Origin of the sequence: Streptomyces sp. Wb2n-11 (assembly GCF_001049855.1) — a bacterium.
Taxonomy (GTDB): Bacteria; Actinomycetota; Actinomycetes; order Streptomycetales; family Streptomycetaceae; genus Streptomyces; species Streptomyces altiplanensis.
The window spans coordinates 3,565,420-3,578,050 of sequence record NZ_CVPB01000001.1 but is presented as its reverse complement, the minus strand read 5'-3'; the positions used below and the strand labels follow the sequence as shown (position 1 = coordinate 3,578,050).

Genomic DNA, 12,631 nt, shown 5'->3' with positions numbered 1-12,631 from the left:
ACCCCGTGGGGTGCGGCCCTTCTGACTGCTCTGCGATGCGCAGCGCTTAGGCGGCGACGACCTCGACGTCCAGCTTCGCGGCGACCTCGGCGTGCAGACGCACGGAGACCTGGTGCGAACCAAGGGTCTTGATCGGGGAGCCCAGCTCAACGCGGCGCTTGTCGACCTCGGGGCCACCGGCGGCCTTGATCGCCGAAGCGACGTCGGCCGGGGTGACGGAACCGAAGAGGCGGCCGGCGTCGCCGGAGCGAACGGCCATGCGCACCTTCACGCCTTCGAGCTTGGCCTTGATCTCGTTGGCCTGCTCGATGGTCGCGATCTCGTGGATCTTGCGGGCGCGGCGAATCTGCGCCACGTCCTTCTCGCCACCCTTGGTCCAGCGGATCGCGAAACCACGCGGGACCAGGTAGTTGCGAGCGTAGCCGTCCTTGACGTCAACGACGTCGCCGGCAGTGCCGAGGCCAGTGACCTCGTGGGTGAGGATGATCTTCATTTTTCGGTCACCCTTCCCTTATCGCGCGGTGGACGTGTAGGGCAGCAGCGCCATCTCACGGCTGTTCTTGACTGCCGTGGCGACGTCACGCTGGTGCTGCGTGCAGTTGCCGGTCACGCGGCGGGCACGGATCTTGCCGCGGTCGGAAATGAACTTCCGCAGCATGTTCGTGTCCTTGTAGTCCACGTACGTGACCTTGTCCTTGCAGAACGCGCAGACCTTCTTCTTAGGCTTGCGCACAGGCGGCTTCGCCATGGTGTTTCTCCTGTGTGATCAAGAAGTGGGGTACGGGCCCGCCCTAGAAGGGGGGCTCGTCCGAGTAGCCGCCGCCGGCGGAACCACCGGAGCTTCCGCCCCAGTTGCCGCCACCCTGCTGCTGACCGCCGCCGGCCGGTGCACTGCTGGCCCAGGGGTCGTCGGCGGGAGCGCCGCCGCCCTGCTGCTGGCCGCCGGGGGCTCCGCCCCAGTTGCCGCCGCCCTGCTGCTGACCGCCGCCGTACCCGCCCTGTCCGCCTCGGCCGGTGGTCTTGGTGACCTTGGCCGTGGCGTTCTTGAGACTGGGGCCGACTTCCTCGACGTCCAGCTCGTAGACCGTGCGCTTGACGCCCTCGCGGTCTTCGTAGGACCGCTGCTTGAGCCGGCCCTGAACGACGACGCGCATGCCTCGCGTGAGCGACTCCGCGACGTTCTCCGCCGCCTGACGCCAGACCGAGCAGGTGAGGAACAGGCCTTCGCCGTCCTTCCACTCATTGGTCTGCTTGTCGAAGATGCGGGGAGTGGACGCGACACGGAACTTCGCGACCGCCGCACCGGACGGGGTGAAGCGCAGCTCGGGGTCGTCGACGAGATTGCCGACGACCGTGATGACGGTCTCGCCTGCCATGGGTGAACCTCTCGGCGGGGATTGCTGCTGGCTGCTTGTTGCTACTCGGACCCGATTACCGCTGAGCTACTGAGCTCAGTGGGTTTCGGGACGGAGGACCTTGGTCCGGAGGACCGACTCGTTCAGGTTCATCTGTCGGTCGAGCTCCTTGACGACCGCAGGCTCGGCCTGGAGGTCGATGACCGAGTAGATGCCCTCGGGCTTCTTCTTGATCTCGTAGGACAGACGACGACGGCCCCAGGTGTCGACCTTCTCGACCTTTCCGTTGCCCTCACGGACGACGGAGAGGAAGTTCTCGATCAGCGGGGAGACAGCGCGCTCCTCGAGATCGGGGTCGAGGATGACCATCACTTCGTAGTGACGCATGTGGAACCCACCTCCTTTGGACTCAGCGGCCACGGTCGTTCCGTGGCAGGAGGGTCGTGATGCGTACGCAACGGTATCGGCCGCCACTGACAAGCCGGCTTCTTCGAGGGAAGAGGCTTGCTTTCTGGGGTGGGCAGACACCGGTGCAGACCGTACAGACTACCTGCTCACCGCCTTCCGGTTGAAATCCGGCCGGGAAGGGCCGCAATCTGTACACATCGGGTGTGTGCGGCATCACGGTTCGCCGCCTTCGAGCAGCAGGAGGTGCCTTATGGCACATGCAATGCGACGACGCTCCTCGTCCTCCCTCTTCGAGACGGACGGCAAGCCCCATCCGCTCCAGGACACGCTGCTCGCGGTGACACTGGTGCTGGGCCTGGTCGCCTTTGTCTCGGCGATGTTCCACGACCTGCACCTGCTCAGTTCGTGGGCGGGGCTGGTGGGGATCCTCACGGGTGCGTACGGCCAGTTCATCTCGGCCACGACACGCGAGCGGACCCTGCTGACCCTCGGTCTGGGAGCGTCCGCGATCGGCTTCTACCTCGGTATGGCGCACGGCGGACTGTTCGGCGGAGTGCTGGGATAGGGCCGGCTCGGCCGGAGGGCCAGTCGGGGCGCTCCCATGGCGCAGTAGGCTTCGGCGCGAGAGCCGGAGCCCCTGATCCCATGGGGACAGACCTGCCGAGGAGCGCCCCGCATGAGCCTGACCCTGAGGACCATCAGCCGAGAGCAGCATCTGGCGTACATCCAGAGCCTGCCCGCGGCAAGCCACATGCAGGTCCCGGCATGGGCCGATGTCAAGGCGGAGTGGCGCGCGGAGAGCCTGGGCTGGTTCGACGGAAGCGACCAGCTGGTGGGCGCGGGCCTGGTGCTCTACCGCCAGCTGCCGAAGATCAAGCGTTACCTCGCGTACCTGCCCGAGGGCCCGGTCATCAACTGGTTCGCACCGAACCTGGACGACTGGATGCGGCCGATGCTGGCGCACCTGAAGCACCAGGGCGCGTTCTCCGTGAAGATGGGGCCGCCCGTCGTGATCCGCCGCTGGGACGCGACGGCGATCAAGTCGGGCATCCAGGACCCGGACGTGAAGCGCCTGCGCGACATCGAGGCGACGCACATCGAGCCGCGCGCCTTCGAAGTCGCGGACCGGCTGCGGAAGATGGGCTGGCAGCAGGGCGAGGACGGGGGCGCCGGCTTCGGTGACGTGCAGCCCCGTTACGTCTTCCAGGTGCCGCTGGCGAACCGCTCGTTGGAGGACGTCCACAAGGGCTTCAACCAGCTGTGGCGACGCAACATCAAGAAGGCCGAGAAGGCCGGTGTCGAGGTCGTCCAGGGCGGCTACGAAGACCTGGCCGAGTGGCAGCGGCTGTACGAGATCACCGCGGAGCGCGACCGCTTCCGGCCGCGTCCCCTCTCGTACTTCGAGCGCATGTGGACGGCCCTCAACTCCGAGGACCCCAACCGGATGCGGCTGTACTTCGCGCGCCACGAGGGCGAGAACGTGGCGGCCGCGACGATGCTCATCGTCGGTGGTCACGTCTGGTACTCCTACGGTGCGTCGGCGAACCACAAGCGCGAGGTCCGGCCCTCGAACGCGATGCAGTGGCGGATGCTGCGCGACGCGTACGCCATGGGCGCGACCGTCTACGACCTGCGGGGCATCAGTGACTCGCTGGACGAGACGGATCACCTGTTCGGCTTGATCCAGTTCAAGGTGGGTACGGGCGGGCAGGCCGCCGAGTACCTCGGTGAGTGGGACTTCCCGCTCAACAAGCTCCTGCACAAGGCGCTCGACATCTACATGTCGCGCCGCTGATTCCCGCTCGTCTCCGCACCCCTTCATACCTCTGACACACCGCAGCCCCGAGAAAGGTTCCGGACCGGCCATGGCGCTCACCCTCTATGTCGACACCGCGCGCTGGCGGGCGCACCAGAAGTCCGTGCTCGATCAGTTCCCGGGAATCGTGCCGGTCTGCAAGGGCAACGGTTACGGCTTCGGCCATGAGCGGCTCGCGGACGAGGTGACCCGTTTCGGCTCGGACATCCTCGCCGTCGGCACCACCTACGAAGCGGCCCGCATCAAGGACTGGTTCGGTGGTGACCTGCTCGTCCTGACGCCGTTCCGGCGTGGCGAGGAACCGGTTCCGCTGCCGGACCGGGTGGTCCGCTCGGTGTCGTCCGTCGACGGGGTGCACGCCCTGGTCGGCGCCCGTGTCGTCATCGAGTGCATGAGCTCGATGAAGCGTCACGGAGTGAAGGAGGAGGAGCTCGGGCAGCTCCACGCGGCCATCGAGGACGTACGCCTGGAGGGCTTCGCCCTGCACCTCCCGCTGGACCGCATGGACGGTTCGGACGCGGTCGAGGAGGTCATCGGCTGGATGGACCGGCTGCGGGCGGCCCGGCTTCCGCTGCACACGATGTTCGTCAGCCACCTGAAGGCCGAGGAGCTGGCGCGGCTGCAGCAGCAGTTCCCGCAGACCCGTTTCCGCGCGCGCATCGGTACCCGGCTGTGGCTGGGCGACCACGAGGCGACGCAGTACCGGGGAGCGGTGCTGGATGTGACCCGGGTGTCCAAGGGCGACCGGTTCGGTTACCGCCAGCAGAAGGTGGCATCGGACGGCTGGCTGGTGGTGGTGGCCGGTGGTACGTCGCACGGTGTCGGGCTGGAGGCTCCTAAGGCGCTGCACGGTGTGATGCCGCGCGCGAAGGGTGTGGCGCGGGCCGGACTCGCCACGGTGAACCGCAATCTCGCGCCGTTCGTGTGGGCGGGCAAGCAGCGCTGGTTCGCCGAGCCGCCGCACATGCAGGTGTCGATCCTGTTCGTCCCCGCGGACGCCCAGGAGCCGAAGGTCGGCGACGAGCTGGTGGCCCACCTGCGGCACACGACCACGCAGTTCGACCGTCTCGTCGACCGCTGACGGCCCGCGGCGTCAGCCGCCGGATCGACCGCTGACGGCCCGCGGCGTCAGCCGCCGGACGCGGTGGCGCCCCATTCCACCTGGGGCGCCTCGGAGTGGTGCGCGGCATGCCGCGGCGGGTGCGCAGCCCGGCCCAGGGCGAACGTGTCCTGGGCCCCGTCGAGGACACCGCCCGAGGGGTCGTCCGTTCCGTCGCGCCGCACGGGGTCCCGGTCCGGCACGAGGATGTCGCGTACGACGACGGCGCACAGGTAGAGCGTGGCCAGCAGGTGCAGCGCGATGGCGAGCTGGTAGCCCTCGGGGGGCAGCCCGCGCTGCTTGTCGCCACTGGTGGTGTACGCGAGGTACATCCAGATCCCGAGGTAGTACATGACCTCGCCGGACTGCCAGATCAGGAAGTCGCGCCAGCGCGGCCGGGCCAGGGCGGCGAGGGGGATGAGCCACAGGACGTACTGCGGCGAGTAGACCTTGTTGGTGAGGATGAACGCGGCGACGACCAGGAAGGCCAGCTGGGCGAAGCGCGGCCGGCGGGGTGCCGTCAGGGTCAGGGCCGCGATGCCCGCGCACAGCAGGATCATCAGCAGTGTCGCGTACGTGTTGACGGCTTCGACGTCGAGCGGCTTCCCGGTGCGCTGCGTGATGATCAGCCAGAAGGACCCGAAGTCGACGGACCGTTCCTGGCTGAAGGTGTAGAACTTCTTCCACCCTTCGGGAGCGAAGAGCATGACGGGCAGGTTCACCAGGAGCCAGGCCCCCACCGCGCCGAGCAGCGCGGCCCCGTACTCGCGGTACCTGCCCGCCCTCCAGCACAGTACGAGGAGCGGTCCGAGGAGGAGTACGGGATAGAGCTTCGCGGCGGTGGCGAGCCCGATGAGGATACCGAAGGCCAGTGAACGTCCCCGGGACCACATGAGCATCGCGGCGGCGGTGAGGGCGACGGCGAGCAGGTCCCAGTTGATGGTGGCGGTGAGGGCGAGGGCCGGAGCGAGAGCGACGAGCAGCGCGTCCCAGGGGCGTCGTCGGTGCGTACGGGCGACGCAGACGGCGATGACCGCGGCGCAGATCATCAGCATGCCCGCGTTGACCATCCAGTAGGCCTGTTCGCGTTCCTGCACGGAGCCGTCGAAGGGCATGGTCAGCCAGGCCGCGACCTGCATGAAGAGCCCCGTCAGGACGGGGTACTCGAGGAACTGCATGTCGCCGGGCAAGCGGTCGAAGTACGGTACGAGGCCGTCGGCGAAGCCCCGTCCCAGATACAGGTGGGGGATGTCGGAGTAGCAGGCGTGCGTGTACTGCGAGCTGGTGCCGCGGAACCATGCCCACTCGTAGCAGGGGATCTTCTGCACCATGCCGAGCGCGAACATGCCGAGCGCGACCAGGGCGACGACGCGGACCGGCGTGAGGCGTCCGGCGCCGAGCCCGGCCCACCGGCCGGCGGGCCCGCCGATCAGCTCGCTGCCCGCCGCGGCGACTCCGTCCTGCTGCGTGGGCCGTACTACGGGCCGGTCCTCGTGCACGCTCGTCATGGGGGTCATCCTGCCGTACGGGGCTGTGCATGCGGCGAGGGCCGCCGCACCGGGTGCGACGGCCCTCGTCAGGGGTGGTGGGGGTGGCGCGTGGCGTCAGCCGTCGCCTCCTCCGAACAGGCCACCGTTGTTGCCGTTGCCGTTGCCCTCGGTACTGCCGCCGGTGGTCGAGCCGTCGGTGGTCCCGCCCGTGTCGGTGCCGCCTGCGTCCGTACCGCCCGTGTCGGTGCCGCCCACGTCCGTACCGCCTGTATCGGTACCGCCTGCGTCCGTGCCGCCGTTGCCGTTGCCGCCGTTGTTCTCGCCGCCGTTGTTGTCACCGCCGTCGCAGGCCCAGTCGAGCGGTGAGCAGGTCTCGTCGCTGGAGGGGGTGACGGACTCGGACGGCTTGACCGTTTCCGTTTCGGAGGGGGTCGCGGAGGGCGTCTGGGACGGTGTCTCGGAAGGCGTCTGGGACGGCGTGGGCGTAGGCGTCGGGCTCGGCGCACCGACCGAGTCGGCCTTCTCACCGATCGGTCCGGCCTCGGGGAAGTCCTTCACGGGTGTGCCCTTGAGCGCTTCCTTCATGTAGTTCGTCCACACCTCGGTGGGGATGTCACCACCGTGGATGGACGGGACACCGCCGGTGCCGTTCATGGAGAGCAGCTTGCGGGACTCGGGGTCCGTGCGGAAGAGGGTGACCGCGGTCGACAGCTGCGGGGTGTAGCCGACGAACCAGGCCGACTTGTTCTTGTCGGTGGTGCCGGTCTTGCCCGCGGCCGGGCGGCCCAGCTTCTTGGCCTTGGTTCCGGTGCCGTTCTCGATGACGTTCTCGAGGACCTTGGTGACGTTGTCCGCGACGTCGTTCTCCAGGTTCTGCTGGCCCTTGGGCGCCTCGAAGCCGGCCAGTTCCTGGCCGTTGCGGACGACGCTCACGACGGAGTAGGGCTCGTGGTGCTTGCCCGAGGCGGCGAACGTCGCGTACGAGTCAGCCATGCGGATGGCGCTCGGGGTGGACGTACCCAGGGAGAACGAGGCGTTGTTGTTGGGATCCATGGAATCCCTGAGGATGCCGGTGTCTTCTGCGACCTTGCGCACCTTGTCCAGGCCGACGTCGAGGCCGAGCTGGGCGAAGGGCGTGTTGATGGACTTCTCCATCGCCTCGGTGAGCGTGACGTAGCCGTACGGCGTGGGGCTCTCGTTCTTCTGCCTGAACGGCTGCCCCTTGTTGTTCATCAGGGGATCGCCGTCGCGGTTCTTGATGACGGTGAGGTCGTTGCCGTTGTACTTGCTGTCCGGCGAGAGTCCTTCGCCTTCGGCGGTGTTCTGGGTGCCGTGCTGCATCGCCGCGGCGAGAACATACGGCTTCCACGTCGAGCCGACGGGGACGCCGGAGGTGTCGGCGTTGTTGGTGAAGTGCTTCTTGTCCCAGCCCTCACCGCCGTAGAGGGCCACGATCGCGCCGGACTTCACGTCCACCGAAGCAGAGCCGAACTGGACGAACTTGTCCTTCTCCGGACGCTCCTTGGTGTCCAGGAACTCCTTGCGGGTCTTGTTGACCGCCTTCTCCATCGCGTTGACCTTCTCCTTGTCGAAGGTCGTGTAGATGCGATAGCCGCCGCGTTCCAGGTCCTCGACCCTGAGGCCGGTCTGCTTCATCACGTACTTCTTGGCGGTCTCGACCAGATAGCCCTTCTGGCCGGTGAGGCCGGTGGCCTCCGCGGAGTCCTCGAGCTCGGGGAACGTCGTGTACTTCGCCCGCTCCTCCTTCGTCATCAGGCCCACCTCCACCTGACGGTCGAGGATCCACTCCCAGCGCTCCTTGGCACGCTCGGTGTTGGCCTCGGGGGTGGCGTTGGTGCCGATGCCGCCGTCGGGGTTGTAGAGGTTCGGCCCCTTGAGGATCTGGGCGAGGAACGCGCTCTGGTCCGGCTTCAGGTCCTTGCTGTCCGTGCCGAAGTACGCCTGGGACGCGGCCTGGATTCCGTAGGCGCTACGGCCGTAGTACGCGGTGTTCAGGTAACCGGCGAGGGTCTTCCTCTTGTCCTCCTGCACACCGACCTTGAGCGAGATGATCAGCTCGGTGAACTTGCGCTTAAGCGTCTGCTCTTGGTCCAGGTAGTTGTTCTTCACGTACTGCTGGGTGATGGTCGAGCCGCCCTGGGTCTCCCCGCCCGTGGCCATGTTGAACACGGCCCGGCCGATGCCCATGGGATCGACGCCCCAGTCGTCGTAGAAGGAGGCGTTCTCCGCCGCGATCACCGCGTCCTGCATGGACTTCGAGATCTGCTCGATGGTGACGTTCTGGCGGTTGCGCTCACCGCCGGTCGCGGCGAGCTGCGACTTGTCGGACCAGTAGAAGACGTTGTTCTGCGCCTGGGCCATCTTCTGCGGGTCTGGCGTATCGACCCAGGCGAAGGCCACCCCCGTCCCCGCGACCAGGACCGCGAAGAAGCCGAGGCAGGTACCGCCGATCAGCTTCCAGGACGGTACGAACCGCCGCCACCCGTACTTGTCCGAGCGCGGGTAGTCGATGAACCGCTTCTTGGCCGGCGGTCCTCCGCGCCCCCGCCCGGCGCCGCCGCGGCCGCCGGCCTCGGCGCCGCGCCGGCGTGAACCGCCGGCCGCGCCGCGCTGGGCGGCACGGCGGGCTTCGGCCCTGCCCCCGGGCGGCCGCTCGTCTCCGTACGGACCGGAGGGCGACTCGGTGGTACTGGCGTGGGTGTCCCGCGTGGGTGCCGCGCGGCGGCCTGATGGCTGCTGGGCGGCTCGCCGGGCCGCGGCGCGTCCGCCGTCCTGCGGCTGCGACGGTTTGCGACGGTGCTCGCTCATCGAACGACTACTCCTCGGGCAGGCGAGAGCGCCTGGAAGCGGCAGGTGAGTTCCGGTCCCCCGAAGTACGGAACAACCCGGGGTGGGGCTCATCCGTACGGCCTCATGTACATCCAGGACGAGGACGCTCCCTGGCGTCACTTGGTTCCCGGTGGTCTGCATGCCGCACAGACTACGCACCGTCAAAACCCGCCCAGCGCCGAGGTTCGCCTCAAAACAGGCAAGTTACGCGCATCGAAATGGTGATGTGACGCCGTTCACCATGACCCCCCTTGTCGCATCGAAGCTCCCGTTCTATCGTCTGGATGTATCGAGTCGATACATCAGCTCGGCATAAAGACCGACGGCGACTGAGGAGGCGAAGGATGAGCAGGCGCTCAGGCATCCTCGAATTCGCCGTGCTCGGTCTGCTGCGCGAGTCCCCGATGCACGGTTACGAGCTGCGCAAGCGCCTCAACACCTCGCTGGGGATCTTCCGCGCCTTCAGCTACGGGACGCTCTACCCCTGCCTCAAGACGCTCGTGGCGAACGGCTGGTTGATCGAAGAGACCGGCAGTGCTCCGGAGGACGCGCTCGCCGCTTCGCTCGCGGGACGCCGGGCCAAGATCGTCTACCGGTTGACGGCCGAAGGTAAGGAGCACTTCGAGGAGTTGCTCTCCCACACGGGCCCGGACTCCTGGGAGGACGAGCACTTCGCCGCTCGTTTCGCCTTCTTCGGGCAGACGGAGCGCGAAGTGCGGATGCGGGTCCTCGAGGGCCGCAGGAGCCGGCTGGAGGAGCGTCTCGAGAAGATGCGCGCCTCCCTGGCCCGTACCCGTGAGCGGCTCGACGACTACACGCTTGAGCTGCAGCGTCACGGCATGGAGTCCGTGGAGCGCGAAGTGCGCTGGCTGAACGAGCTCATCGAGAGCGAGCGGGCGGGGAGGGATCAGCGACGATCCGACCCCGAAAGCCCGGCTCGTCACGACATCACATCTGAAGAGAAGACGGACGGCCTGCTCCCGCACCGGGACGACACCGGGCCGGATCCGTCCGACGACACCGCAAAGTGAAGTCCTGCGCATCCGCAGGGCTTCGTCGAGAACACAGGGAGCAACCGCCAATGGGTTCGGTTCGCGTAGCCATCGTCGGCGTGGGCAACTGCGCCGCCTCGCTGGTGCAGGGCGTCGAGTACTACAAGGACGCCGACCCGGCGGGCAAGGTGCCGGGTCTCATGCACGTGCAGTTCGGCGACTACCACGTGAAGGACATCGAGTTCGTCGCCGCCTTCGACGTCGACGCGAAGAAGGTCGGCCTCGACCTCGCGGACGCCATCGGCGCCAGCGAGAACAACACCATCAAGATCTGTGACGTGCCGAACTCCGGCGTCACCGTGCAGCGCGGTCACACCCTCGACGGCCTGGGCAAGTACTACCGCCAGACCATCGAGGAGTCCGCCGAGGCGCCGGTCGACATCGTCCAGGTCCTCAAGGACACGCAGGCCGACGTCCTCGTCTGCTACCTGCCCGTCGGTTCCGAGGCCGCTGCGAAGTTCTACGCGCAGTGCGCCATCGACGCCAAGGTCGCCTTCGTCAACGCTCTCCCGGTCTTCATCGCCGGCACCAAGGAGTGGGCGGACAAGTTCACCGAGGCGGGCGTCCCGATCGTCGGCGACGACATCAAGTCGCAGGTCGGCGCCACCATCACGCACCGCGTCATGGCGAAGCTGTTCGAGGACCGGGGCGTCGTCCTGGACCGCACGATGCAGCTGAACGTCGGCGGCAACATGGACTTCAAGAACATGCTCGAGCGCGAGCGCCTGGAGTCCAAGAAGATCTCGAAGACGCAGGCCGTCACCTCGCAGATCCCCGACCGCGACCTCGGCGCGGACAACGTCCACATCGGCCCGTCGGACTACGTGGCCTGGCTGGACGACCGCAAGTGGGCGTACGTACGCCTCGAGGGCCGCGCCTTCGGTGACGTTCCGCTGAACCTGGAGTACAAGCTCGAGGTCTGGGACTCCCCGAACTCCGCGGGTGTCATCATCGACGCCGTGCGCGCCGCGAAGATCGCCAAGGACCGCGGTATCGGCGGCCCGATCCTCTCCGCGTCCTCGTACTTCATGAAGTCCCCGCCGGTCCAGTACTTCGACGACGAGGCCCACCGCGCCGTCGAGAGCTTCATCAAGGGCGAGGTCGAGCGCTAGAGCTCCGCCTGGCGCGCCTGCCGCGTCCGAAGCTCCACCGCAGGCCGATCGTCGAGGGTCCCCGGGCAATTCCGCCCGGGGACCCTCGACGTGTGTGACGCTTGCTCGCATGTCCGTCGTACGTGATCTGCGCGTACTCCTGCGCCTGACCGACTTCCGCCGCCTGCTGGCGGTCCGGCTGCTCTCCCAGTGCGCGGACGGCGTGTACCAGGTCGCGCTCGCCGCGTACGTCGTCTTCTCCCCGGAGAAACAGACCTCGCCCGGCGCGATCGCCTCGGCGATGGCCGTCCTGCTGCTCCCCTACTCGGTGGTCGGCCCCTTCGCGGGCGTACTGCTCGACCGCTGGCAGCGCCGCCAGGTCTTCCTGTACGGAAACCTGCTGCGGGCCGTGCTCGCCTGCGGCACGGCGTTGCTGATCCTCGCGTCCGTGCCCGACTGGCTCTTCTACGCCTCGGCCCTCTCCGTCACCGCCGTCAACCGCTTCGTACTGGCCGGGCTCTCGGCCGCACTGCCGCGCGTCGTCGACACCGACCGGCTCGTCGTGGCCAACTCGCTCTCTCCGACCGCCGGGACGCTCGCCGCCACCGCGGGCGGCGGTCTCGCGTTCGCCGTACGGCTGGTGGGGCCGGACTCCGATGCGGCGGTGGTGCTCCTGGGAGCGGCCCTCTATCTCTGCGCCGCCCTGTCGTCGCTGCTCATGAGCCGCGAGCTGCTCGGCCCCGACCCCGAGCAGGTGCAGCCGCGACTGGGTGCCGCACTGGCTTCCACCGCGCGGGGTCTCGCCGACGGCCTGCGGCACCTGGCCGAGCGCCGGGCCGCGGCACGCGCGCTGGCCGCGATGACGCTGATGCGCTTCTGCTACGGCGCACTGACGGTCATGGTGCTGATGCTGTGCCGGTACGCCTGGGCCGACGGTCCGGGAGACGGGTCCGAGGGACTGGCGCTGCTCGGCATCGCCGTCGGGATCTCGGGGGCGGGGTTCTTCACGGCCGCGGTACTGACACCGTGGGGGGCGAGGCGGTTCGGACCGCACGGGTGGACGGTCATGTGCGCGGGGGCGGCCGCCGTGCTGGAGCCGGCCCTCGCCCTGCCGTTCGCACCCGTCCCGATGATGATCGCCGCCTTCGTGCTCGGCCTCACGACACAGGGCGTGAAGATCGCCACGGACACGGTGGTGCAGTCGTCGGTCGACGACGCCTTTCGCGGACGGATCTTCTCGGTCTACGACGTGCTGTTCAACGTCGCGTTCGTGGGCGCCGCGGCCACAGCCGCGGTGGTGCTGCCTGCTGACGGCCGCTCGGCCGCCCTGGTGGTCGCGGTCGCCCTCCTCTATGCGGCGGTTGCCGCGGCCATGTTCCGCTGGAGCCGGATCAAAAGCACTCTGTAGCGGGAGCAGCGGACACGCGAAGGGGCGGTGTTTCACGTGAAACACCGCCCCCTCACCGCCTT

At 68.1% G+C, this 12,631-nt stretch carries 12 protein-coding genes; 6 read left to right on the top strand and 6 right to left on the bottom strand.

Translation table 11 applies throughout. The features are described 5' to 3' along the window. Positions 1–46: 46 nt before the first annotated feature. The 4 genes from rplI to rpsF all read right to left on the bottom strand — a co-directional run bounded on the left by rplI (position 47) and on the right by rpsF (position 1,742). On the bottom strand, positions 47–493 hold the full coding sequence (gene rplI, locus BN1555_RS16265; RefSeq protein ID WP_093800068.1) for a 50S ribosomal protein L9: 447 nt from the start codon (positions 491–493) through the stop codon (positions 47–49). An 18-nt stretch (positions 494–511) separates the two neighbouring features. Beyond that, positions 512–748, bottom strand: coding sequence for a 30S ribosomal protein S18 (rpsR, locus tag BN1555_RS16260; protein ID WP_003949403.1), 237 nt, complete (start codon positions 746–748; stop codon positions 512–514). Positions 749–791: 43 nt separating this feature from the next. Then, complete coding sequence (locus BN1555_RS16255) at positions 792–1,376, bottom strand: single-stranded DNA-binding protein (RefSeq protein WP_093800067.1); 585 nt, start codon at positions 1,374–1,376, stop codon at positions 792–794. Between the two features lie 75 nt (positions 1,377–1,451). Next, positions 1,452–1,742: a 30S ribosomal protein S6 gene (rpsF, locus tag BN1555_RS16250; protein ID WP_006604399.1), complete on the bottom strand. Its 291-nt coding sequence runs from the start codon at positions 1,740–1,742 to the stop codon at positions 1,452–1,454. 271 nt (positions 1,743–2,013) lie between these two features. Here rpsF and BN1555_RS16245 point away from each other — a divergent pair, with 271 nt between their 5' ends. The 3 genes from BN1555_RS16245 (at position 2,014) to BN1555_RS16235 (ending at position 4,660) form a co-directional block, all read left to right on the top strand. Beyond that, positions 2,014–2,328 carry a hypothetical protein gene (locus tag BN1555_RS16245; RefSeq protein ID WP_093800066.1) on the top strand — a complete coding sequence of 105 codons (315 nt, stop codon included), beginning with the start codon at positions 2,014–2,016 and terminating at the stop codon, positions 2,326–2,328. A gap of 111 nt (positions 2,329–2,439) precedes the next feature. Further along, positions 2,440–3,558 (top strand): lipid II:glycine glycyltransferase FemX, encoded by a 1,119-nt coding sequence (locus tag BN1555_RS16240; RefSeq protein ID WP_093800065.1) that lies wholly within the window; start codon positions 2,440–2,442, stop codon positions 3,556–3,558. 70 nt (positions 3,559–3,628) lie between these two features. Then, on the top strand, positions 3,629–4,660 hold the full coding sequence (locus tag BN1555_RS16235; RefSeq protein ID WP_093800064.1) for an alanine racemase: 1,032 nt from the start codon (positions 3,629–3,631) through the stop codon (positions 4,658–4,660). A 47-nt stretch (positions 4,661–4,707) separates the two neighbouring features. Here the strand turns inward: BN1555_RS16235 and BN1555_RS16230 are convergent, their stop codons facing one another. Both BN1555_RS16230 and BN1555_RS16225 read right to left on the bottom strand, forming a co-directional pair. Further along, the gene (locus BN1555_RS16230; protein ID WP_093800063.1) at positions 4,708–6,195 is read right to left on the bottom strand and encodes a glycosyltransferase family 87 protein; all 1,488 of its coding nucleotides are present in this window, start codon (positions 6,193–6,195) and stop codon (positions 4,708–4,710) included. A gap of 87 nt (positions 6,196–6,282) precedes the next feature. Next, on the bottom strand, positions 6,283–8,997 hold the full coding sequence (locus BN1555_RS16225; protein ID WP_093800062.1) for a transglycosylase domain-containing protein: 2,715 nt from the start codon (positions 8,995–8,997) through the stop codon (positions 6,283–6,285). Between the two features lie 365 nt (positions 8,998–9,362). Here BN1555_RS16225 and BN1555_RS16220 point away from each other — a divergent pair, with 365 nt between their 5' ends. From BN1555_RS16220 to BN1555_RS16210, 3 genes are all read left to right on the top strand, one after another. Next, entirely contained in the window at positions 9,363–10,049 is a 687-nt protein-coding gene (locus BN1555_RS16220) for a PadR family transcriptional regulator (RefSeq protein WP_093800061.1), read from the top strand. A 50-nt stretch (positions 10,050–10,099) separates the two neighbouring features. Continuing rightward, positions 10,100–11,182: an inositol-3-phosphate synthase gene (locus tag BN1555_RS16215; RefSeq protein WP_093800060.1), complete on the top strand. Its 1,083-nt coding sequence runs from the start codon at positions 10,100–10,102 to the stop codon at positions 11,180–11,182. 109 nt (positions 11,183–11,291) lie between these two features. Further along, positions 11,292–12,569, top strand: a complete 1,278-nt coding sequence (locus BN1555_RS16210) for an MFS transporter (RefSeq protein ID WP_093800059.1) — start codon at positions 11,292–11,294, stop codon at positions 12,567–12,569. The last annotated feature ends 62 nt before the right edge of the window (positions 12,570–12,631 follow it).

Excerpts from the sequence above, each read along its gene's own strand:
- rplI (WP_093800068.1), bottom strand. The coding sequence starts at position 493 with ATGAAGATCATCCTCACCCACGAGGTCACTGGCCTCGGCACTGCCGGC.
- rpsR (WP_003949403.1), bottom strand. The coding sequence starts at position 748 with ATGGCGAAGCCGCCTGTGCGCAAGCCTAAGAAGAAGGTCTGCGCGTTC.
- BN1555_RS16255 (WP_093800067.1), bottom strand. The coding sequence starts at position 1,376 with ATGGCAGGCGAGACCGTCATCACGGTCGTCGGCAATCTCGTCGACGAC.
- rpsF (WP_006604399.1), bottom strand. The coding sequence starts at position 1,742 with ATGCGTCACTACGAAGTGATGGTCATCCTCGACCCCGATCTCGAGGAG.
- BN1555_RS16245 (WP_093800066.1), top strand. The coding sequence starts at position 2,014 with ATGGCACATGCAATGCGACGACGCTCCTCGTCCTCCCTCTTCGAGACG.
- BN1555_RS16240 (WP_093800065.1), top strand. The coding sequence starts at position 2,440 with ATGAGCCTGACCCTGAGGACCATCAGCCGAGAGCAGCATCTGGCGTAC.
- BN1555_RS16235 (WP_093800064.1), top strand. The coding sequence starts at position 3,629 with ATGGCGCTCACCCTCTATGTCGACACCGCGCGCTGGCGGGCGCACCAG.
- BN1555_RS16230 (WP_093800063.1), bottom strand. The coding sequence starts at position 6,195 with ATGACCCCCATGACGAGCGTGCACGAGGACCGGCCCGTAGTACGGCCC.
- BN1555_RS16225 (WP_093800062.1), bottom strand. The coding sequence starts at position 8,997 with ATGAGCGAGCACCGTCGCAAACCGTCGCAGCCGCAGGACGGCGGACGC.
- BN1555_RS16220 (WP_093800061.1), top strand. The coding sequence starts at position 9,363 with ATGAGCAGGCGCTCAGGCATCCTCGAATTCGCCGTGCTCGGTCTGCTG.
- BN1555_RS16215 (WP_093800060.1), top strand. The coding sequence starts at position 10,100 with ATGGGTTCGGTTCGCGTAGCCATCGTCGGCGTGGGCAACTGCGCCGCC.
- BN1555_RS16210 (WP_093800059.1), top strand. The coding sequence starts at position 11,292 with ATGTCCGTCGTACGTGATCTGCGCGTACTCCTGCGCCTGACCGACTTC.